This is a genomic window from Enterobacter sp. N5-15 (assembly GCF_057221635.1).
The window spans coordinates 3,803,301-3,823,147 of record NZ_CM170150.1 but is presented as its reverse complement, the minus strand read 5'-3'; the positions used below and the strand labels follow the sequence as shown (position 1 = coordinate 3,823,147).

Here is a 19,847-nt window from a genome sequence, read left to right as displayed (position 1 = left end):
CTTATTTATAATGTTCGTACACGAACAAATTATTGAGGTGATGAATGAGATTGATAGTAGGAATGACGGGAGCAACGGGGGCGCCGCTGGGCGTGGCGCTGCTGCAGGCGCTGCGGGAAATGCCGGAGGTGGAGACGCATCTGGTGATGTCGAAGTGGGCAAAAACCACCATTGAGCTGGAAACGCCTTACACCGCGCAGGACGTTGCTGCCCTGGCTGACGTTGTCCACAGTCCGGCTGACCAGGCCGCCACCATCTCCTCCGGCTCGTTTCGCACCGACGGCATGATCGTCATTCCCTGCAGCATGAAAACGCTGGCAGGTATCCGCGCGGGCTACGCCGAAGGGCTGGTGGGACGTGCGGCGGATGTGGTGCTGAAAGAGGGACGCAAGCTGGTGCTGGTGCCCCGTGAAACGCCGCTCAGCACCATTCATCTTGAGAACATGCTTGCCCTTTCCCGCATGGGCGTGGCGATGGTGCCGCCCATGCCTGCCTATTACAACCACCCGCAAACCGCCGATGACATTACCCAGCATATTGTGACCCGCGTGCTCGACCAGTTCGGTCTGGAGCATAAAAAGGCGCGCCGCTGGAACGGGCTGCGGGAGGCGAAACATTTTTCACAGGAGAATAAAGATGGCATTTGATGATTTGAGAAGCTTCCTGCAGGCGCTCGATGAGCAAGGGCAGCTGCTGAAAATTGAGGAAGAGGTAAACGCCGAGCCCGATCTGGCGGCGGCAGCCAACGCGACCGGCCGCATTGGCGACGGTGCTCCCGCGCTGTGGTTTGATAATATTCGTGGCTTTACCGATGCCCGCGTGGTGATGAACACCATCGGCTCCTGGCAGAACCACGCCATTTCGATGGGGCTGCCTGCGAACACCCCGGTAAAAAAACAGATCGACGAGTTTATCCGCCGCTGGGATAAATTCCCCGTCACACCGGAGCGCCGCGCCAACCCGGCCTGGGCGCAGAATACGGTGGACGGTGAAGACATTAACCTGTTCGATATCCTGCCGCTGTTTCGCCTGAACGACGGTGACGGCGGTTTTTATCTCGATAAAGCGTGCGTTGTCTCGCGCGATCCGCTCGACCCGGACCACTTCGGCAAGCAGAACGTCGGGATCTACCGCATGGAAGTGAAGGGCAAGCGCAAGCTCGGCCTCCAGCCGGTTCCGATGCACGATATCGCTCTGCATCTGCATAAAGCGGAAGAGCGCGGTGAAGACCTGCCGATTGCGATTACGCTGGGCAACGACCCTATCATCACCCTGATGGGCGCCACGCCGCTGAAATACGATCAGTCCGAGTATGAAATGGCCGGCGCGCAGCGTGAAAGCCCGTACCCGATTGCCACCGCGCCGCTGACCGGCTTCGATGTGCCCTGGGGTTCTGAAGTGATCCTGGAAGGGGTGATTGAGGGCCGCAAGCGTGAAATCGAAGGGCCGTTTGGCGAGTTTACCGGACACTATTCCGGTGGCCGTAACATGACGGTGGTCCGTATCGACAAAGTCTCTTACCGCTCCAAACCGATTTTTGAGTCGCTCTACCTCGGCATGCCGTGGACCGAGATTGACTATCTGATGGGACCGGCTACCTGCGTGCCGCTCTACCAGCAGCTGAAAGCGGAATTCCCGGAAGTGCAGGCGGTGAACGCGATGTACACCCACGGCCTGCTGGCGATTATTTCCACCAAAAAACGCTACGGCGGTTTTGCCCGCGCGGTCGGTTTACGCGCCATGACCACGCCGCACGGTCTGGGCTACGTGAAGATGGTAATCATGGTGGATGAGGATGTCGATCCGTTCAACCTCCCACAGGTGATGTGGGCGCTGTCGTCAAAAGTGAACCCGGCAGGGGATCTGGTGCAGCTGCCGAACATGTCGGTCCTCGAGCTTGACCCTGGCTCCAGCCCGGCGGGCATTACCGACAAGCTGATTATCGATGCCACCACGCCGGTTGCACCGGACACCCGAGGCCACTACAGCCAGCCGGTACAGGATCTGCCTGAAACCAAAGCCTGGGCCGAAAAACTGACCGCGATGCTGGCAGCACGCCAATAAGGAGGAAAAGATGATTTGTCCACGTTGTGCCGATGAGCATATTGAAGTGATGGCGACGTCGCCGGTAAAAGGGGTCTGGACCGTTTACCAGTGCCAGCATTGTTTGTATACCTGGCGCAATACTGAACCGCTGCGCCGTACCAGCCGCGAGCATTACCCGGAAGCGTTCCGCATGACGCAGAAGGATATTGACGAGGCGCCGCAGGTGCCGACGATCCCGCCGCTGTTGTAAAAAAAGCCCGGTGGCGCAGCGCTTACCGGGCCTACGGTTTTGTAGGTCGGGTAAGGCGAAGCCGCCACCCGACAAAACAGACCGCAGAAAACTAAACCAGACTCTTCAACCGATAAATCCACTCCAGCGCCTGACGCGGCGTCAGTGAATCCGGGTCGAGGTTCTCCAGCGCTTCCACCGCCGGCGACGCCTCTTCCGCAGGCACCAGCAGCGACATCTGGGTGCCATCAATCTGCGTCGCCGCCGCATTAGGCGAAAGGCTTTCCAGCTCACGCAATTTCTGCCGCGCGCGCTTGATCACGTCCTTCGGCACACCTGCCAGCGCCGCGACGGCCAGGCCATAGCTCTTGCTCGCCGCGCCATCCTGCACCGTGTGCATGAAGGCAATGGTATCGCCGTGCTCCAGCGCATCCAGATGAACGTTCGCAACCCCTTCCATTTTCTCCGGAAGCTGCGTCAGTTCGAAATAGTGGGTGGCGAACAGCGTCATGGCCTTGATTTTATTCGCGAGGCTTTCCGCACAGGCCCATGCCAGCGACAGACCATCATAGGTTGATGTTCCGCGTCCGACTTCGTCCATCAGCACCAGGCTGTGCTCCGTCGCGTTATGCAGAATGTTTGCCGTTTCGGTCATCTCGACCATGAAGGTTGAGCGACCGCTCGCCAGATCGTCCGCTGCCCCGACGCGGGTAAAGATGCGGTCGATTGGTCCAATCTCCACGTTTTGCGCCGGGACGTAGCTGCCGATATACGCGAGCAGCGCAATCAGCGCCGTTTGACGCATATAGGTACTCTTACCGCCCATGTTCGGACCGGTAATGATCAGCATTCTTCTCTGCGGTGACAGGCTCAGCGGGTTGGCGATGAACGGTTCGTTCAGCACCTGCTCTACCACCGGGTGACGGCCTTCTGTGATACGAATGCCGGGCTTGTCGGTAAAGGTTGGGCAGGTATAGTTCAGCGTTTCAGCGCGTTCTGCCAGATTCACCAGCACGTCCAGCTCCGCCAGCGCGCTGGCGCTCAGCTGCAGGTCGGCCAGGTGCGGCATCAGCATGTCGAACAGCTCGTCATAAAGCTGTTTTTCCAGCGCCAGCGCCTTACCTTTCGAGGTGAGGACTTTGTCTTCGTACTCTTTCAGCTCAGGAATGATGTAGCGTTCGGCGTTTTTCAACGTCTGGCGACGCACGTAGTGAATCGGCGCCAGGTGGCTCTGCCCGCGGCTGATCTGAATATAGTAACCGTGTACCGCGTTATACCCCACTTTCAGGGTGTCGAGCCCGAGACGTTCGCGTTCGCGGATTTCCAGCTTGTCGAGGTAGTCCGTCGCACCGTCGGCCAGCGCGCGCCATTCGTCCAGCTCTTCGTTGTAGCCTGGGGCAATCACGCCGCCATCACGCACCAGAACCGGAGGCGCATCGATAATGGCGCGCTCCAGCAGTTCGCGAAGCTCGGTAAACTCGCCCATGGTTTCGCGGAGTTTCTGCACCGGCGCGCTGTCAACGTCACTCAGCTGCGCACGCAGTTCCGGCAGCTGCTGGAAAGCATGACGCATCCGCGCGAGGTCGCGTGGTCGAGCTGTTCGCAGTGCCAGACGAGCAAGGATACGCTCCAGATCGCCCACTTGGCGCAGGACCGGCTGCAGCTCGGTATAGCGATCCTGCAGCGCAGCAATCGTCTGCTGACGGCAAACCAGCGTATCGGTATCGCGGATCGGCATATGCAGCCAGCGTTTCAGCATGCGGCTGCCCATTGGCGTCACCGTACTGTCGAGGACCGACGCGAGCGTATTTTCTACGCCACCCGCCAGGTTCTGCGTGATCTCCAGGTTACGGCGCGTGGCGGCATCCATGATGATGCTGTCCTGCTGGCGCTCCATGGTGATTGAGCGGATATGCGGCAGGGAGGTGCGCTGGGTATCTTTTACATACTGCAGGAGACACCCTGCCGCACACAGCCCGCGCGGGGCATTTTCAACGCCAAAGCCAATCAGATCGCGGGTGCCAAACTGCAGATTCAGCTGCTGGCGCGCGGTATCAATTTCGAATTCCCACAGCGGACGACGACGCAACCCGCGACGACCTTCAATCAGCGCCATCTCGGCGAAATCTTCGGCATAGAGCAATTCTGCCGGGTTGGTGCGCTGCAGTTCGGCTGCCATCGTTTCACGGTCAGCCGGTTCACTCAGACGAAAACGTCCGGAGCTGATATCCAGCGTCGCGTAGCCAAAGCCTTTACCGTCCTGCCACAGCGCTGCCAGCAGGTTATCCTGGCGCTCCTGTAACAGGGCTTCATCACTGATGGTGCCAGGCGTGACGATGCGCACGACTTTGCGTTCCACCGGGCCTTTTGAGGTCGCCGGATCGCCGATCTGTTCGCAGATGGCGACGGACTCCCCCTGATTCACCAGCTTCGCCAGGTAGTTTTCTACCGCGTGGTGCGGGATACCTGCCATAGGGATGGGTTCGCCTGCCGATGCGCCACGTTTGGTCAGCGAAATGTCGAGCAGCTGCGATGCACGCTTAGCATCGTCATAAAACAGCTCGTAAAAATCACCCATACGGTAAAACAGCAGGATTTCCGGATGCTGTGCTTTCAGCTTCAGATACTGCTGCATCATCGGCGTATGTGCGTCGAAATTGTCGATTGTGCTCATGGAGTTATGATGTCCATTTCTTTGAAAATAAACCGTTTTGATCGGCTCAGTGGCCGTTTGTTCCTTCTATTGTCGCATGAAAAAAAGGTCCGGCGCAGAAAAATGTCGTGGCTTTACGAGGCGCCTTCCGACATTAATTCGATGACAATTTTTCCATGCTCTACGCCCACTCTGACTCTGGAATGGGTCGTAAACCCCGCCTTTTCAAGCCAGTCACCTTTTAAGCTCAGCGCCGCATGCACGCTGTAGCGCTTCGGTATCTTGGTATTGCGGTCTTCATGGCGCTTTCTAAAATATCCCACTTTTAAATGGCGATAGGGTTTGCCGCTCGTGAGTTCTTGCATAGGGTCTCCAGACAACACTGACAAAGGTCATTTCTGATGCCTGTATAAAATACCAGTGATTATCGGCCGGTGCAGGGCTAAAACTGGAATCAGGCTTCAGGAAACGAAATGCAACCGCTGAAATCCAGTGGTGAAAGGTGTATTATTAATGCACTTTATTATTCGGTAAGCCGTTATGTCCGGTAAACGTATCTCACGAGAAAAAGAGACCATCGCGAAAATGATCGCGTTGTATGAAAAGCAGTGCCCACAGGCATCTCAGGAGGAAGGGCATTATCAGGCGCTCAACGCGTATGCCGATAAGCGCCTGGATAAGTGCGTTTTCGGTGAGGACAAGCCTGCCTGCAAGCAGTGTCCGGTACACTGCTACCAGCCTGCCAGACGTGAAGAGATGAAACAGGTTATGCGCTGGGCGGGTCCGCGTATGTTATGGCGTCACCCCATCCTGACTATTCGTCATCTGATTGATGACCGTCGCCCTGTACCGGAACTGCCGGAGAAGTACCGTCCGAAAAAGTGATCGGTTCAGCGTCTCAGCGGGCGGCAAATCACGTTCAGGGCCAGCGCGCTGCAGAGTGGGAAAAGGGCCAGCAGCAGCCAGGGACACATTGCCTGCGTCGAGGGCACCAGCGCGCGATCCAGCAGGCTGCCAAATAACAGGTTTCCAGCGAGTACCGCAATGCCGCCAGCGGTGGCGAGTGCGCCGTAGTGCGCGCCAAGCGTGGATTCCTCCGCAAACCGGGGGATCAGATCTTTAGCCGATGGCACCAGCAGCATTTGCCCCAGCGTCAACAGCGTCACGAAACAGACTGAAGGCAGCAGGCGCAGCCAGCCCTCTGGCGGTGCCGTCGACGCAAACATTGCCACGCTCGCAAAGGCGGCGGAGAGCAGCAAAAATCCCACCGGCAGGATCCTCACCGCGCCCACGCGTCGGGCGAAACGCGCCAGCGGCAGCTGTAAGGTGATGATCAGAACGGAGGCTAGCATAAAAAGCGGACCGAGATCTTTCTCGCTACCGCCAGAACGCTGGATCTCCACCGGCAGCGCCAGATAGAGCTGGTTATAGCTTAACAGCCACGAGCTGTAGGCAATGATAAAGGCGACAAAGCGAGGCTGACGGAACGTTGTCCACCAGGGCTGTATTTTCAGCGTCTGTGAACGGCGGCCAGCAGCAGGCAGGCAGAAGTAGAGCACCACTAACGCAATGACAAAGACGCCTGCCCCCGCCAGCGCCACCTGACGAAAACCCAGCCCGGTGAGCAGGGCGCCAGCAACCGGGCCCAGTACCGCGCCGAGTTCTCCACAGACGGCAAAGAGCGCAAACCACTCCGCCCGGCTTCGTTTGCCTTTTGCCTCGCTGTGGGTGCCCGCTTTTGCCAGCAGTGCCTCAATCGAGGGAGAGAACAATGCGCCGCCAACGCCCGTCAGACACGCGCCCAAAATAATCGGCCACAGTGATTCCCCGAAGGCCAGCAGCAGATAGCCTGAAACACGAACAATACAGCCGCTCAGGATAATCACTTTCGCGCCAAACCGGTCCGAGAGCGCACCACCGACGATAAACATACCCTGCTGAGAGAACGTGCGCAGGCCCAGGATCAGCCCGATCAGCCCGCCGGAGAGCAGCATGTCGTCGCGCAGGAATATCGCCAGGAAGGGTACGACGGCGTAAAAGCCAATGTTGAAAACAAACTGGCTACCCAGTAAGACGGGCGGCCAGAGCGTAGTGGCAGGGCGAAGGGGCATCGTTGTTCACTCGCCCCTAAACGATAAAGTGGATGTGCTTTTTGCCATGGAACGGCGAGATCTCAATTTTGGTTTTGACCCGGAAGACATCCCACAACAGCGACTCGGATAAGATGTCCTGCGGTGTCCCCGTCGCCACAATTTGCCCTTTCTGCATCACAATCAGTGAGTCGCAGAACATCGAGGCGTGGTTGAGATCGTGGATAGCGACAATGCTGGTGACCGGTAATTCGCTGATCAACTGCATCAACTGCATCTGATGATGAATGTCGAGGTGGTTGGTCGGCTCGTCCAGCAGGATTTCCGTAGGGGTCTGAGCCAGCGCGCGGGCAATATGTACGCGCTGGCGCTCGCCGCCGGAGAGGCTCAGCCAGCCCTGGTCGCTTTTATCCAGCATATCCACGCGCTGCAGGGCGGCGGTGACGGTTTCGTCATCGTGGTTGCTCCAGTTGGAAAAAGCGGAGTGGTGCGGAATACGCCCAAGTTTCACCACGTCGCGCACGCGCATGTTGGCGTCCGTCATCCCGTGCTGTTCCACAAAGGCGACCCGGCGGGCTAGCTGCTTTTTGGCGATGCGGGAGATGTCCTGGCCGTCCAGCGTCACACAGCCCGCATCCGGGCGGCGCAGACCAGCCAGAATGCGCAGAAGCGATGATTTACCGCAGCCGTTAGGGCCAAGCAGTCCTACCGTTTCCCCCCGGGAAACCTTCAGCGAGACGTCATTAACGATGACTTTTTTGCCTACCTTCCAGGTAATATTTTCAGCGCTAATACTCATCACTTATTCCTTGAACGGTAGATAATCACGGCAAAGAAGGGGACGCCAACCAGCGCGGTGACTACGCCGACGGGCAGGCTTTGCGGCGCAATCAGCATGCGCGAGGCAATGTCTGCCAGCACCATCAGGATCGCCCCTGCGAGCGCGCTGGCAATCAGCAGCGTGCGGTGCAGCGGCCCGAACAGGAAACGCATCACGTGCGGCACCACCAGCCCGACAAAGCCGATAGAGCCCGCCATGCTGACAATCGTCGCGGTAATCAGCGCGGTAGTGGTAAAGAGCGTCAGGCGAACCCACGGGACGGCAATACCTAAAGAGGCGGCGGCATCATCACCGAACGTGAAGGCATCCAGCGCCCGGGAATAGTAAAGACAGACGGCAAGTCCCGCCAGCACGACCACCAGCGCCAGCTGGAATTCCGGCCAGCGAACGCCGCTGAAGCTGCCCAGCAGCCAGAACATCACGTCGCGCGCCTGCTGGGCGCTGGCGGAGGTGCTGATGGTGTAGGCGGTAATGGCGTTGAACAGCTGAGAGGCGGCGACCCCTGCCAGAATGGTACGTTCATTCCCCCCGCGCGCACCGTTCGTCAGAAACGCGACAAACGCAAAGGCGGCAAACGCCCCGGCAAACGCGCCCGCAGAGAGCGACACCGCGCCGGTACCAATTCCTAATACGACGACCGACACCGCACCGGTTGACGCACCCGCCGACACGCCGAGCACGTAAGGTTCCGCCAGCGCGTTCTTCAGCAGGCTTTGCAACACGGCGCCGCAGATGGCTAACCCCGCCCCGCAGCAGGCCGCCACCAGCGCGCGGCTCAGGCGAAAGTCCCAGATCACGCTCTCATAGATGCGGTTGAGCGGAACGTCGGTCAGCCCCAGCTTATTGCCAATAGCGTAAAAGACGTTGGACAGCGGAATCGACAGCTCGCCGACGCTGACGCCGAGGGCGATCACTAGCAACAGCAGGACGACGGCAAGCAGAGCAGAGGTGGTCAGGAACAGGCCCTGTCGGGCCTGAAGTACGGCTGCCGTCATCAGTTCAGCCCCAGCTTTCTGAGCTGCTCGCCCACCTGTTCAGCGCCGTAAATCGTGCGGATTGTCGGGTTCATGGCCTGGCCGTCCATCACCACGATATGGCCTTTTTTCACCGCGTCCAGCTGGCTGACTGCGGGATCGCTTTTCAGGAATTTGATTTTCTCTTCAGCGTTATCCAGCGCCCAGCGGTTACGATCCAGGCTGGAGACAACAATCACGTCCGGGTTCGCGGCGATAATGCTTTCCCAGCCCACGGTTGGCCATTCGGTCTCAGCGGTAATGGCGTTATGGCCGCCCAGCACGTTGGCAATAAAACCGGAGGCGCTGTTTTTCCCACCGACATAGGCATCCGCCGAAGGCGAGGCGCTTGAGAACCAGAAGACAAACGAGAGATCTTGTTTGTTTTTACCAAATTCCTGACGCAGGTCGGCCTCGCGTTTTTTGAAATCGGCAATGACGGCCTGGCCGCGCGCTTCAACGTTGAAAATCTTCGCGAAATCTTCAATCTCTTTATAAAGGTACGTCATATCCCACAGCGTCTGGCGGCTGCCGTACATATCGCCTGCGGCCTTTTTGGTGGCGCACATGCCTGGTGATAAATAGCTGTTCACGCCGACGGTGGCCAGATCTTCACGTTTTGCGACCTTACTTTCCGGCCCGAGCAGCAGAGGAAGCTGGGCTGGAACAAAATCGGGATTTTGCGAAAGGATGGATTCCAGCGTCGGGATTTCTACCGTCAGGGTTTTGATTTTTGCATTCTTTTCAGCCAGCTGCGGCAGCACTTTTGTCGGCCAGAAGGCGCTGGCCTTCACCTTATCTTCCAGCCCCAGCAGGAGCAAAATTTCGACGGTGTTCTGGCCCAGGGCCACGACGCGTTCCGGCGCTTTGGTGAATGTCTCTTTGTAGCCACAGTTTTCAATCGTCAGGGGATAGGTAGTTGCCAGAGCAGAACCGACCGACGCAATCGCCAGGCCTAACGCGCAGATGACCTTTTTCATGAAACGCTACCCTTCATTAAAATTATTATTGATGCAAATGAAACTCATTATTAAGGCGGAATTTTATACAGAGGAAACGATTTTGTGTCAATGAGGGACAATTACGCAGGGGAACAAAAGGCGGTGTCAGAAAAACACCGCCGGAATAAGGCCTTAAATGAGGCTCTCTTTATCAATCCCGAGACGCTTCATGCGTGACAGCAGGGTGGTGCGTTTTAACCCCAGCCGCTGGGCGGCACCTTTTGGTCCGGCGACCACGCCGTTGGTCTCTTTCAGGACGCGCATAATGAGCTGATATTCATCTTCTCCCTCTTTTGCGGTCTCGGCAGCGGGCGCGGTCACGTCAGGAAGGGTAACCTCAGGCAGGGAGAGTTGCAGCACGTTACCACGCGTCAGCAACACCGCGCGTTCGATGACGTTTTCCAGCTCGCGCACGTTGCCGGGCCATTCCATCGATGAAAGGGTACGCAACGTCTCGGCAGGAATACTGTCGATGTTTCGCCCCATCCGGCGCGCGATCTTCGCGGTAAAGGCTTTGACCAGCAGGGGGATATCCTCCGGGCGTTCGCGCAGCGGCGGCAGGAAGATCGGGAAGACGTTCAGGCGATAGTAAAGGTCGCTGCGAAACTCGCGGTCGGCGACCATTTTTTTCAGGTCACGGTTGGTCGCGGCAATCAGCCGCACGTCGGTCTGGATAAGCTTGTTGCTGCCAAGGCGCTCAAACTCCTGCTCCTGCAGGACGCGCAGCAGTTTCGGCTGTAGCTCCAGCGGCATATCGCCCACTTCGTCGAGGAACAGCGAGCTTTTGTCCGCCAGCTCAAAACGGCCCAGCCGCTGGCTGCTGGCCCCGGTGAATGCGCCGCGCTCGTGGCCGAACAGATCGCTTTCCAGCAGGCCCGCAGGCATCGCGGCGCAGTTCATCTTCACCATCCGGCGGCTGTTGCGGTTGCTCAGGTTGTGGATGGCGCGGGCAATCAGCTCTTTGCCCGTACCGGTTTCGCCGAGGATCAGCACCGTGCTGTCGCTTTGCGCCACCATCTCAACCTGCTTGAGCACGCTGTACATGGCGTCGCTGCGCCCGATGATTTCACCAAACTCGCTGTCCACGTTGTTGAGCTGTTCGGTCAGGGCCAGGTTCTCATCCACCAGCCGCTCTTTCAGGCGGTGGATCTCCTGGTAGGCGAGGGCGTTATCCAGGGCAATAGAGATTCGCTCGGCGATCTGGCGCAGCAGCTTCAGGTTGGCGGTGGTGAACACGCCTTCCTCGCACTGCGCCAGCTTCAGCACGCCCAGCATGGTGTTGCCGGACATCAGCGGCAGCAGACACAGGGTCTGAATTTTATTGCCCCAGGTGTTGAACAGCATCCGCTCGTACGGCGCGACCGGGTCCTGCTCGTTCAGGTTGAGCAGAAGGATCTCTTTGCTTTTGAAGACCCGTTCAGAAAGGGTGCCCGCTTCATCCACTTCGCTCTGCTCGTGCGCCGGGTTGGCTTCATCGAGATAATGCGTGGAGTAGATGTTCAGCTTGCCCTTGCGATGGCCGCGAAGCGCAATGCTGATAGCGTCGATTTTAAAATAGTGGTGGATCTCTTTCGAGACTTCGCTGACCAGCTCATCCATGTCGAGCCGTGACAGCACGGCGTTGGTGATGGCGACCAGAATGCGGAAGTTGTCGCGCTCGCGGCTCAGCAGGTCGTAATCGACATTATTGGTGACGCGGCTTTGGATCTGCTCAGCCACCACGGCCACAATCTGGGTAAAGGTGTGCAGGCGCTCGTACTCCGCCTCGCTCCAGGGCTGGTCGGTGGTGCGGATAAACTCGCATCCGCCAAAAATCTGGCCCTCTGCCGCCAGCGGCAACATGCAGTAATGCCCGAAAGGCTGATAGAGGTTGCTTTCCGCCAGCCTCGGCCACGCCTGGCGGAATTCCGCAAAGCTGCAGTGCAGCACTTCAGGACGGGAGAGGATGCGGCGCACCGGGCCATGCGCCAGATACGTTTCGTCTTCGTATTCAAACGTTTTGCCATTATCACGCGTTGAGTAGTAGCTCGCGCGGTGCGTTCCGCTATGCCAGAGCACAATCGCGGCGCTGTCCGCCAGCGCCGATTGCCTGACCAGCCGCGTCAGGGCATCGCTCAGCGCACCGAGGTCCGGCTGCTGTAAAAGTGTGCGCGTGATGTCAAACAGGCCCTGCTGTCCAAGATCGCTCATCGGTGTATACGGCATATTGCTTTCCAATAGAAACTGGCAAAAAAAGAGACATTCAGTGCTGACCGCTTTTGGCGCGGTTCTAGCAAATACGGGGTAAGGGTTCCGCGTGCGGCAGATCAAGCGTCCGCTTCACGCCATAAAGCCCGGTCAGGCGCACCCCTTTGCGCTCAACCACTTCACCAATCATCGCAGCCTCTTTCCCTGACGGATGAGCCCGCAGCTGTTCAAGAACGGCTTCCGCGGCCGCGCGTTCAACGCCAATCACCAGTTTGCCTTCGTTGGCGAAGTTAAGCGGGTCAAGGCCAAGCAGCTCGCAAAGGCCGCGAACGGCAGGCTTAACGGGCAGGCTGCGCTCGGTGAGTTCAATCCCGTACCCGCAGCTTGCCGCAAACTCATGGACTACGGCATTCACGCCGCCTCGCGTGGCGTCCCGCAGGGCTTTCACGCCGGGCACGGCACGCAGCGTCTGAATCAGCGGGGTGAGCACCGCGCAGTCGCTGCGCAGTTCCCCGTCCAGCCCCAGACCTTCGCGCAGGTTAAGGATGGTCGCCCCGTGGCAGCCCAGCGTTCCGGTCACGATCAGCACGTCGCCTACGCTAAGCCGCTGCGCGCCCCAGTGAATATCGGCGGGGATCGCCCCCATGCCGGCGGTGTTGATAAACAGCTTGTCGGCCGCGCCGCGCTGCACCACTTTGGTATCGCCGGTGACGATCGCTATCCCCGCCTCGCGCGCGGTCTGCGCCATGCTGTTGACCACTGCCGTGAGCGTCTCCAGCGGTAATCCCTCTTCGAGGATAAACCCGCAGGAGAGGTAGCGCGGAACGGCACCGCTGACCGCCACGTCGTTGGCCGTGCCGCAGACGGCGAGCTTGCCGATATCCCCACCGGGGAAGAACAGCGGATCGATCACGTAGCTGTCGGTGGAGAAGGCCAGCCTGTCGCCCTGCGCGATGAGGGTGGCGAGGTCAATCCGTGCCTGGTCTTCCTGTTCGGCCAGCCAGGGGTTGTTAAAGGCCGCCATAAACAGCCGGTTAATCAGCTGCTGCATCGCCAGCCCGCCGCTGCCGTGCGCCATTTCAACCGTATTCATGCTTCACTCTCCTGGTTGCGATACTGATACCACGCGGCACACGCCCCTTCGGAGGAGACCATCAGCGCGCCAAACGCCGTTTGCGGGTTACAGGTATCGCCAAATAACGGGCATTGATGAGGTTTGCATTTACCGGTGAGCACGTCGCCGCAGCGGGCCCGGGGATCGTCGCAAACCTGCTGCGGCTGCGGGCGGAAATGCGCTTCGGCGTCGAACGCGCGATAGGCTGACGTCAGGTGCACGCCGGATTCGGCAATCAGCCCCAGACCACGCCATTCGCTGTCGCCTTCGACGCAAAACACGTCGGCTATCGCCTGCTGCGCCCGTTCATTTCCCGCATCCGGCACCACGCGGCGGTACTGGTTTTCCACGGTACTCAGGGCCGCTATTTTCTGCTCAACCAGCATGGTCACACCTTGCAGTAGATCAAGTGGTTCGAAACCAGCGACCACTAACGGACGATTGTACTGTTCAGCGATAAAACCGTAGGCGTCTGTGCCAATCACCATGCTGACATGCCCCGGTGCCAGAAAGGCATCTATCCCGTTTCCCGGCTCTTCCAGCAGGCTGCGCAGCGTGGGAATGAGCGTAATGTGCTGGCAGAAAAAGAAAAAGTTATCGAGCTTACGCGCTTTCGCCTGCTGCAGCGTGATGGCGGTGGCGGGCATGGTGGTTTCAAACCCCAGGCCAAAAAACACCACCTTACGCGCGGGGTTATTCTCTGCCAGCGTCAGGGCATCCATCGGCGAATAGACGATCCGGATGTCGGCTCCGCGCGCTTTTGCCTGCAGCAGCGAGCCGTTTTTCCCCGGCACGCGCATCGCGTCGCCAAAGGTGCAGAAAATGACGTCGGGCTGGCTGGCAATTTCAATACAGCTGTCGATGCGCCCCATCGGCAGCACGCACACCGGGCAGCCGGGGCCGTGGATAAACTCGATGTTCTCCGGCAGCAGCTGGTCGAGGCCAAATTTGAAGATGGCGTGCGTGTGTCCGCCGCACACCTCCATGATCCGCAACGGGTTTTCCGCCGTGTAGTCCAGCAGCGACGCGCGCGTTTTCAGGTGCCCGATAAGCTGCAGCACCTGCTCCGGCGCGCGGTATTCATCAACGTAACGCATGGTTAACGCTCCTCGCCGTACAGCAGCGCGCCCACGTCCGGCTCCACGTCGAACATGTTTTGCAATGCATCCAGCGTGTCGCGGGCTTCCGCTTCATCAATCACGCTCATGGCAAACCCCACGTGGACCAGCACCCACTGGCCGAGACGCGAGGCGCCCGTTTCATCGCTGCTGCCCACCAGCGTCAGGTCTACGTCGCGCAGGATGCCGCAGACCTCGACTTTGGCCTGATTACCGTCGATGGCGTAAATTTGCCCTGGTACGCCTATGCACATCGTTCGTTCTCCAGCCACTGTAGCCAGCCGTCCATGCCGTCGCCGCGCGTGGCGGAGACCAGCAGGATCTCAATCTCCGGATTCACTTCACGGGCATACGCCAGGCACTTATCCACGTCGAAGTTCAGGTACGGCAGCAGGTCAACTTTGTTCAGCAGCATGATGGACGCGGCGGCAAACATATGCGGGTACTTCAGCGGTTTGTCTTCGCCTTCGGTCACCGAAAGCACCGCCACCTTGTGTCGTTCGCCAAGATCGAAGCTCGCCGGGCAGACCAGGTTGCCGACGTTTTCAATAAACAGAATGCCGTTATCCGCCAGCGGCAGGCGCGGGGCCGCATCGGCAATCATCTGCGCATCCAGGTGACAGCCTTTGCCGGTATTAACCTGAATCGCCGGGGTGCCGGTTTCGCGAATGCGCGCCGCGTCGTTAACGGTTTGCTGGTCGCCTTCGATGACGGCGCAGGAAACGCGCTGATTCAGGCGTTTGAGCGTTTCCGTGAGCAGCGTGGTTTTGCCGGAACCGGGGCTGGAGACCAGGTTGAGCACCAGCTGTTTGCGGGTGGCAAAGCGCGCGCGGTTGCGGGCGGCGATCTGGTTATTTTTGTCCAGCACGTTGATTTCCACCTCCAGCATCTGGCGCTGGCTGATGCCCGGCGCGTGGGTCCCCGCCTCCCCGTGGCCGTAGTGCAGGTCGCCAGCGTCGGAGCGCTGCGGAGCGAAGGTGATACCGGTCAGTGCCGCAGAAGGGCGTGGGGCAGGTGAAAAGGGCGCGGAGCGAAACGCGGAATGGGGGTGATGTTCATCCCCTTCTATATACAGGTTGCCTTCGGCGCAACCGCAGGTGCTACACATACTTTACTCCTTCTCGATTTCGAGGCGTTGGATCTGCATGCCGTCATCCGCCACGATGCGAAGACCGGTGCTCTGACACTGCGGACAGCGCTGAACCTTCGATGACAGCAGGGTGACGTACTGCTGGCACTGCTCGCACCAGCACTCCGCCTGCTGCTCTTCAATATGGAGCTCGCAGCCTTCCGCAAGCGTGCCGCGGCACACCAGCTCAAAGCAGAAATGCAGGGCGCTGGTCTCGACGCAGGAAAACGCCCCGACCTTCAGCCAGACGCCGGTGACGCGCTTCGCGTGGTTTTGCACTGCCTGCTGTTCGATAAGTTCCAGAGCCCGCTGGCAGAGGGTGATTTCGTGCATGACGCCTCCTCAATGAATTGCGCCATTGAATGCAATAACGGTGCCAGCTTGATTTTTGTTAAGGCGTGACGATGTCAACGCTGTCGAAATGACACGTCGACACCGCGGCGTTGACAGCGCTTTTGCAATAAAACCCATTTAAAATCATTAAGATAAAAACTGGCATGGAATCTGCTTAACAGCCGCTATCTCCACTAAACGGATACCTTCTATGACTATTTGGGAAATCAGCGAAAAAGCGGATTACATCGCGCAGCGTCATCAGCAGCTGCAGGACCAGTGGCACCTCTACTGCAACTCTCTGGTTCAGGGCATAACCCTCTCGAAAGCACGTCTTCACCACGCGATGAGCTGCGCGGCGCAGGGCGACATGCGCTTCGTCCTGTTCGGCCATTTCACCATCAACGTTACCCTGGCGGACAACTTCAACAGCCACACCATTGAGTACCACCTCGAGACAAAAGACGGCGAAAAACAGTGTATTGCGAAGGCGCAGCTGATGGCTGACGGCATGGTGGACGGCCACGTCAGCAACCGCGATCGCCAGCAGGTGCTGGAGCACTATCTGGAAAAAATCGCGCCGGTCTATAACGGCCTGTACGCCGCCGTTGAGCACGATCTTCCGGTCAACCTGAAGCAGCTGATGGACGGAAATGCCTCAGCGAACGTGGCCTGACCCTTGCGTGTCGAGAAGTGTCGACAAGACAGTTTTTCGTCAAAAATGACTATCACCAGAGGATAACCCGGTGAACCGTTTTGTAATTGCTGACTCGACGGTCTGTATTGGCTGTCGAACCTGTGAGGCGGCGTGTTCGGAAACGCATCGCCTGCATGGGCTGCAGTCCATGCCGCGCCTGCACGTCATGCGTAATGAAAAAGAGTCTGCCCCGCAGCTCTGCCATCACTGTGAAGACGCCCCCTGCGCGGGCGTCTGCCCCGTGAATGCCATCACCCGCGTTGATGGCGCTGTCCAGCTGAACGAAAGCCTGTGCGTAAGCTGCAAGCTGTGCGGCATTGCCTGCCCGTTCGGCGCGATTGAATTTTCCGGCAGCCGTCCGCTGCACATTCCGGCGAACGCCAACTCGCCAAAAGCCCCGCCCGCGCCACCGGCTCCGGCACGCGTAAGCACGCTGCTGGACTGGGTGCCCGGCATCCGTGCCGTTGCGGTGAAATGCGACCTGTGCAGCTTCGATGAGCAGGGCCCGGCCTGCGTGCGCACCTGCCCGACTAAGGCATTGATTCTGGTTAACATTCGCGACATTGCCCGTACCAGCAAGCGTAAACGCGAGCTGACCATCAACAGTGATTTTGGCGACCTATCTCTGCTACAGGCGCTTAACGAGGGGGCGAAATGAACGCGGCGATGATGATTACCAGCGCGGTAGCCTGTTTTACTGCCGCCGCTGTTCTGGCGCTGATCTTCTCATTCCATAAAATCCTCAGCGGCGCGATAGCCGGGATCGGCGGGGCGGTCGCTAGCCTGATGACGCTGGCAGCAGGCGGCGTTGTCCTGCTCGGCGGCCAGTCCGCAGAGACCGTAATGCCGCTGATTCGCCACACCGTGGAGATCACGCCCCTGAACGCCATCTGGCTGGTGACCTTTGGCCTGTGCGGGGTGTTTATCAGCCTGTTCAATATCGACTGGCACCGTCACCCCAACACCAAAGCCAACGGCCTGCTGGTTAACCTGCTGATGGCGACGGCGGTCTGCACCGTTATCGCCAGCAACCTCGGCGCGCTGGTGGTGATGGCGGAAATCATGGCGCTGTGCGGGGTGTTCCTGACGGGCTGCAGCGCCTCCGGCAAGCTGTGGTTTGCGCTGGGACGCCTCGGCACGCTGCTGCTGGCGCTGGCCTGCTGGCTGGTGTGGCAACGCTTTGGCACGCTGGACTTCGCTGCGCTCAACGGCCATCCGCTGGGGAACGACGTCTGGCTGCTGGGCGTGCTCGGCTTTGGCCTGCTCGCCGGCATCATCCCGCTGCACGGCTGGGTGCCGCAGGCGCATGCGAATGCCTCCGCGCCCGCCGCCGCGCTGTTTTCTGTGGTGGTGATGAAAGTGGGGCTGTTCGGGATTCTGGCGATTACGCTGACCGGCGGACAGCCGCCGCTGTGGTGGGGCGTTGTGCTGCTGATTGCGGGCATGATCACCGCCTTCGTCGGCGGCCTGTACGCGCTGATGGAGCACAACATTCAGCGCCTGCTGGCGTACCACACGCTGGAAAATATCGGCATCATCCTGCTCGGCATTGGCGCGGGCGTGACCGGGCTGGCGCTCAATCATCCGGCGCTGATTGCGGCCGGTTTTATCGGCGGTCTGTATCACCTCGTCAACCACAGCCTGTTTAAAAGCACCCTGTTTCTCGGGGCGGGCAGCGTCTGGTTCCGCACCGGTCATCGGGATATCGAAAAGCTGGGCGGGATTGGCAAAAAGATGCCGGTGATTTCACTGGCGATGCTGGTCGGGCTGATGGCAATGGCCGCCCTGCCGCCGCTGAACGGCTTTGCCGGGGAGTGGGTGATCTATCAGTCCTTCTTCGCGCTCGGTCAGAGCGATCTCTTTATCGCGCGCCTGCTCGGCCCGCTGCTGGCGGTCGGGCTGGCGATTACCGGGGCGCTGGCGGTGATGTGCATGGCGAAAGTCTATGGCGTCACCTTCCTCGGCGCGCCGCGCACCCGCGAAGCTGAAAACGCCTGCTGCGCACCGTTGTTGATGGGCGTGAGCGTAGTCGCGCTGGCGCTGTGCTGCATCGCGGGCGGCGTCGCCGCGCCGTGGCTGCTGCCGCTGCTGGGCAACGCCATTCCGCTGCCGCTGACCGTGGCGAATACCACCGTCTCTCAGCCGATGATCGCGCTGCTGCTGATTGGCGCACCGCTGCTGCCGCTCGTGCTGATGCTGTTCTTCAAACGCGACAGGCTCACCTCCCGCGCGCGCGGTGCGGCGTGGGCCTGCGGCTACGAACACGAACAGTCGATGGTCATCACCGCCCACGGTTTCGCCATGCCGGTGAAGGAGAACTTCGCCGCCGTGCTGAAGCTGCGCCACTGGCTGAACCCGGTGGGCTGGGTACCCGGCTGGCAGAGTGCCGCCGCGCCCGTGCTGTTCCGCCGTCTGGCGGTCATCGAGCTGGCGGTGCTGGTGGTCATTGTGATTTCACGAGGAGCCTGACATGAGTCTGTTACTGGCAATTCTTCAGGCGCTGGTGCTGTTCGCCGCTGCGCCGCTGCTGTCGGGCATCACGCGCGTGGCGCGCGCCCGGATGCACAACCGTCGCGGTCCTGGCGTGCTTCAGGAGTACCGCGATCTCTTTAAACTGCTCTCCCGTCAGAGCGTCGCGCCGGATGCCGCAGGCTGGGTCTTCCGCCTGACGCCGTTTGTGATGGTGGGCGTCATGCTGACCATCGCCACCGCGCTGCCGGTGGTCACGGTGGGATCGCCGCTGCCCGTGCTTGGCGATCTGATCACGCTTATCTACCTCTTTGCCATCGCCCGCTTCTTCTTTGCAATTGCGGGCCTGGACACCGGGAGCCCGTTTACCGGCATCGGCGCCAGCCGCGAGGCGATGCTCGGCGTGCTGGTTGAGCCGATCCTGCTGCTGGGGCTGTGGGTTGCCGCGCAGGTGGCAGGTTCCACCCACATCAGCTTTATCACCCACACCGTTTACCACTGGCCGGTGGCGCGCTCGATCCCGCTGGTGCTGGCGCTCTGCGCCTGCGCGTTCGCCACGTTTATTGAGATGGGCAAACTGCCGTTCGATCTGGCTGAAGCCGAGCAGGAGCTGCAGGAAGGGCCGCTTACCGAGTACAGCGGCTACGGCTTCGCGGTGCTGAAGTGGGGCATCAGCCTCAAACAGCTGGTGGTGCTGCAGATGTTTGTCGGCGTCTTCTTCCCGTGGGGGCAGATGACGCATTTCTCCGCAGGCGGTCTGGCGCTGGCCGTCGTGATTGCCGCCCTCAAGCTGCTGGTCGGCGTGCTGGTGATTGCCCTGTTTGAAAACAGCATGGCGCGCCTGCGTTTTGTGGAAACGTCACGCATCACCTGGGCCGGTTTTGGTTTTGCATTTTTAGCGTTCGTCTCCTTGCTGGTGGCGTGATT

At 59.6% G+C, this 19,847-nt stretch carries 20 protein-coding genes; 8 read left to right on the top strand and 12 right to left on the bottom strand.

Features of this window, described 5'->3' with window-relative positions; translation table 11 throughout:
- The first annotated feature begins 44 nt into the window (after positions 1 to 44).
- Genes AC2TE5_RS18050 through AC2TE5_RS18040 form a run of 3 tightly spaced genes read left to right on the top strand, consistent with a single transcriptional unit; the run spans position 45 to position 2,296 of the window.
- Entirely contained in the window at positions 45 to 647 is a 603-nt protein-coding gene (locus AC2TE5_RS18050) for a non-oxidative hydroxyarylic acid decarboxylases subunit B (protein WP_008499595.1), read from the top strand.
- Positions 637 to 2,064 (top strand): non-oxidative hydroxyarylic acid decarboxylases subunit C, encoded by a 1,428-nt coding sequence (locus AC2TE5_RS18045; RefSeq protein ID WP_484612127.1) that lies wholly within the window; start codon positions 637 to 639, stop codon positions 2,062 to 2,064. Before AC2TE5_RS18050 ends, AC2TE5_RS18045 begins: the two co-directional genes overlap by 11 nt.
- Positions 2,065 to 2,074: 10 nt before the next feature.
- On the top strand, positions 2,075 to 2,296 hold the full coding sequence (locus AC2TE5_RS18040) for a non-oxidative hydroxyarylic acid decarboxylases subunit D (protein WP_033146398.1): 222 nt from the start codon (positions 2,075 to 2,077) through the stop codon (positions 2,294 to 2,296).
- A 91-nt stretch (positions 2,297 to 2,387) separates the two neighbouring features.
- Here AC2TE5_RS18040 and mutS read toward each other — a convergent pair whose 3' ends face one another.
- Both mutS and AC2TE5_RS18030 read right to left on the bottom strand, forming a co-directional pair.
- Positions 2,388 to 4,949, bottom strand: coding sequence for a DNA mismatch repair protein MutS (gene mutS / locus AC2TE5_RS18035; RefSeq protein WP_484612126.1), 2,562 nt, complete (start codon positions 4,947 to 4,949; stop codon positions 2,388 to 2,390).
- Between the two features lie 113 nt (positions 4,950 to 5,062).
- Entirely contained in the window at positions 5,063 to 5,293 is a 231-nt protein-coding gene (locus AC2TE5_RS18030; protein ID WP_484612125.1) for a SymE family type I addiction module toxin, read from the bottom strand.
- Positions 5,294 to 5,468: 175 nt separating this feature from the next.
- Here AC2TE5_RS18030 and AC2TE5_RS18025 point away from each other — a divergent pair, with 175 nt between their 5' ends.
- Positions 5,469 to 5,813 carry a nitrous oxide-stimulated promoter family protein gene (locus tag AC2TE5_RS18025; protein WP_119936005.1) on the top strand — a complete coding sequence of 115 codons (345 nt, stop codon included), beginning with the start codon at positions 5,469 to 5,471 and terminating at the stop codon, positions 5,811 to 5,813.
- Between the two features lie 5 nt (positions 5,814 to 5,818).
- Here AC2TE5_RS18025 and AC2TE5_RS18020 read toward each other — a convergent pair whose 3' ends face one another.
- The 10 genes from AC2TE5_RS18020 to hypA all read right to left on the bottom strand — a co-directional run bounded on the left by AC2TE5_RS18020 (position 5,819) and on the right by hypA (position 15,754).
- Positions 5,819 to 7,039, bottom strand: a complete 1,221-nt coding sequence (locus tag AC2TE5_RS18020; protein WP_484612124.1) for an MDR family MFS transporter — start codon at positions 7,037 to 7,039, stop codon at positions 5,819 to 5,821.
- Positions 7,040 to 7,055: 16 nt separating this feature from the next.
- Positions 7,056 to 7,817: a siderophore ABC transporter ATP-binding protein EitC gene (eitC, locus tag AC2TE5_RS18015; protein WP_484612123.1), complete on the bottom strand. Its 762-nt coding sequence runs from the start codon at positions 7,815 to 7,817 to the stop codon at positions 7,056 to 7,058.
- Positions 7,817 to 8,854, bottom strand: a complete 1,038-nt coding sequence (locus tag AC2TE5_RS18010; RefSeq protein WP_202761458.1) for a FecCD family ABC transporter permease — start codon at positions 8,852 to 8,854, stop codon at positions 7,817 to 7,819. The genes eitC and AC2TE5_RS18010 overlap by 1 nt, the downstream gene beginning before the upstream one ends.
- A complete protein-coding gene (eitA, locus tag AC2TE5_RS18005; protein WP_212474260.1) occupies positions 8,854 to 9,852 on the bottom strand; it encodes a siderophore ABC transporter substrate-binding protein EitA in 999 nt (332 codons plus the stop codon). Before eitA ends, AC2TE5_RS18010 begins: the two co-directional genes overlap by 1 nt.
- A gap of 153 nt (positions 9,853 to 10,005) precedes the next feature.
- Positions 10,006 to 12,078, bottom strand: coding sequence for a formate hydrogenlyase transcriptional activator FlhA (gene flhA, locus AC2TE5_RS18000; protein WP_484612122.1), 2,073 nt, complete (start codon positions 12,076 to 12,078; stop codon positions 10,006 to 10,008).
- Between the two features lie 64 nt (positions 12,079 to 12,142).
- Positions 12,143 to 13,153 (bottom strand): hydrogenase expression/formation protein HypE, encoded by a 1,011-nt coding sequence (hypE, locus tag AC2TE5_RS17995; RefSeq protein ID WP_484612121.1) that lies wholly within the window; start codon positions 13,151 to 13,153, stop codon positions 12,143 to 12,145.
- Positions 13,150 to 14,271 carry a hydrogenase formation protein HypD gene (hypD, locus tag AC2TE5_RS17990; protein WP_484612120.1) on the bottom strand — a complete coding sequence of 374 codons (1,122 nt, stop codon included), beginning with the start codon at positions 14,269 to 14,271 and terminating at the stop codon, positions 13,150 to 13,152. The genes hypE and hypD overlap by 4 nt, the downstream gene beginning before the upstream one ends.
- A 2-nt stretch (positions 14,272 to 14,273) precedes the next feature.
- Positions 14,274 to 14,546 (bottom strand): HypC/HybG/HupF family hydrogenase formation chaperone, encoded by a 273-nt coding sequence (locus tag AC2TE5_RS17985; protein WP_484612119.1) that lies wholly within the window; start codon positions 14,544 to 14,546, stop codon positions 14,274 to 14,276.
- Positions 14,537 to 15,400 (bottom strand): hydrogenase nickel incorporation protein HypB, encoded by an 864-nt coding sequence (gene hypB, locus AC2TE5_RS17980; protein ID WP_484612118.1) that lies wholly within the window; start codon positions 15,398 to 15,400, stop codon positions 14,537 to 14,539. Before hypB ends, AC2TE5_RS17985 begins: the two co-directional genes overlap by 10 nt.
- 3 nt (positions 15,401 to 15,403) lie before the next feature.
- On the bottom strand, positions 15,404 to 15,754 hold the full coding sequence (gene hypA / locus AC2TE5_RS17975; RefSeq protein ID WP_048979273.1) for a hydrogenase maturation nickel metallochaperone HypA: 351 nt from the start codon (positions 15,752 to 15,754) through the stop codon (positions 15,404 to 15,406).
- 211 nt (positions 15,755 to 15,965) lie between these two features.
- Between hypA and hycA the strand changes: the two genes are divergently transcribed.
- From hycA to AC2TE5_RS17955, 4 genes are all read left to right on the top strand, one after another.
- On the top strand, positions 15,966 to 16,430 hold the full coding sequence (hycA, locus tag AC2TE5_RS17970; protein ID WP_029739532.1) for a formate hydrogenlyase regulator HycA: 465 nt from the start codon (positions 15,966 to 15,968) through the stop codon (positions 16,428 to 16,430).
- 70 nt (positions 16,431 to 16,500) lie between these two features.
- Positions 16,501 to 17,109: a 4Fe-4S dicluster domain-containing protein gene (locus AC2TE5_RS17965; protein WP_023308971.1), complete on the top strand. Its 609-nt coding sequence runs from the start codon at positions 16,501 to 16,503 to the stop codon at positions 17,107 to 17,109.
- Complete coding sequence (hycC, locus tag AC2TE5_RS17960) at positions 17,106 to 18,920, top strand: formate hydrogenlyase subunit 3 (protein WP_484612117.1); 1,815 nt, start codon at positions 17,106 to 17,108, stop codon at positions 18,918 to 18,920. Before AC2TE5_RS17965 ends, hycC begins: the two co-directional genes overlap by 4 nt.
- A gap of 1 nt (position 18,921) precedes the next feature.
- Entirely contained in the window at positions 18,922 to 19,845 is a 924-nt protein-coding gene (locus tag AC2TE5_RS17955) for a respiratory chain complex I subunit 1 family protein (protein ID WP_213328637.1), read from the top strand.
- Positions 19,846 to 19,847: the final 2 nt, after the last annotated feature.

What these genes read in the sequence shown, in the direction of transcription:
- AC2TE5_RS18050 (WP_008499595.1), top strand. Translation starts at nt 45, where the DNA reads ATGAGATTGATAGTAGGAATGACGGGAGCAACGGGGGCGCCGCTGGGC.
- AC2TE5_RS18045 (WP_484612127.1), top strand. Translation starts at nt 637, where the DNA reads ATGGCATTTGATGATTTGAGAAGCTTCCTGCAGGCGCTCGATGAGCAA.
- AC2TE5_RS18040 (WP_033146398.1), top strand. Translation starts at nt 2,075, where the DNA reads ATGATTTGTCCACGTTGTGCCGATGAGCATATTGAAGTGATGGCGACG.
- mutS (WP_484612126.1), bottom strand. Translation starts at nt 4,949, where the DNA reads ATGAGCACAATCGACAATTTCGACGCACATACGCCGATGATGCAGCAG.
- AC2TE5_RS18030 (WP_484612125.1), bottom strand. Translation starts at nt 5,293, where the DNA reads ATGCAAGAACTCACGAGCGGCAAACCCTATCGCCATTTAAAAGTGGGA.
- AC2TE5_RS18025 (WP_119936005.1), top strand. Translation starts at nt 5,469, where the DNA reads ATGTCCGGTAAACGTATCTCACGAGAAAAAGAGACCATCGCGAAAATG.
- AC2TE5_RS18020 (WP_484612124.1), bottom strand. Translation starts at nt 7,039, where the DNA reads ATGCCCCTTCGCCCTGCCACTACGCTCTGGCCGCCCGTCTTACTGGGT.
- eitC (WP_484612123.1), bottom strand. Translation starts at nt 7,817, where the DNA reads ATGAGTATTAGCGCTGAAAATATTACCTGGAAGGTAGGCAAAAAAGTC.
- AC2TE5_RS18010 (WP_202761458.1), bottom strand. Translation starts at nt 8,854, where the DNA reads ATGACGGCAGCCGTACTTCAGGCCCGACAGGGCCTGTTCCTGACCACC.
- eitA (WP_212474260.1), bottom strand. Translation starts at nt 9,852, where the DNA reads ATGAAAAAGGTCATCTGCGCGTTAGGCCTGGCGATTGCGTCGGTCGGT.
- flhA (WP_484612122.1), bottom strand. Translation starts at nt 12,078, where the DNA reads ATGCCGTATACACCGATGAGCGATCTTGGACAGCAGGGCCTGTTTGAC.
- hypE (WP_484612121.1), bottom strand. Translation starts at nt 13,153, where the DNA reads ATGAATACGGTTGAAATGGCGCACGGCAGCGGCGGGCTGGCGATGCAG.
- hypD (WP_484612120.1), bottom strand. Translation starts at nt 14,271, where the DNA reads ATGCGTTACGTTGATGAATACCGCGCGCCGGAGCAGGTGCTGCAGCTT.
- AC2TE5_RS17985 (WP_484612119.1), bottom strand. Translation starts at nt 14,546, where the DNA reads ATGTGCATAGGCGTACCAGGGCAAATTTACGCCATCGACGGTAATCAG.
- hypB (WP_484612118.1), bottom strand. Translation starts at nt 15,400, where the DNA reads ATGTGTAGCACCTGCGGTTGCGCCGAAGGCAACCTGTATATAGAAGGG.
- hypA (WP_048979273.1), bottom strand. Translation starts at nt 15,754, where the DNA reads ATGCACGAAATCACCCTCTGCCAGCGGGCTCTGGAACTTATCGAACAG.
- hycA (WP_029739532.1), top strand. Translation starts at nt 15,966, where the DNA reads ATGACTATTTGGGAAATCAGCGAAAAAGCGGATTACATCGCGCAGCGT.
- hycC (WP_484612117.1), top strand. Translation starts at nt 17,106, where the DNA reads ATGAACGCGGCGATGATGATTACCAGCGCGGTAGCCTGTTTTACTGCC.
- AC2TE5_RS17955 (WP_213328637.1), top strand. Translation starts at nt 18,922, where the DNA reads ATGAGTCTGTTACTGGCAATTCTTCAGGCGCTGGTGCTGTTCGCCGCT.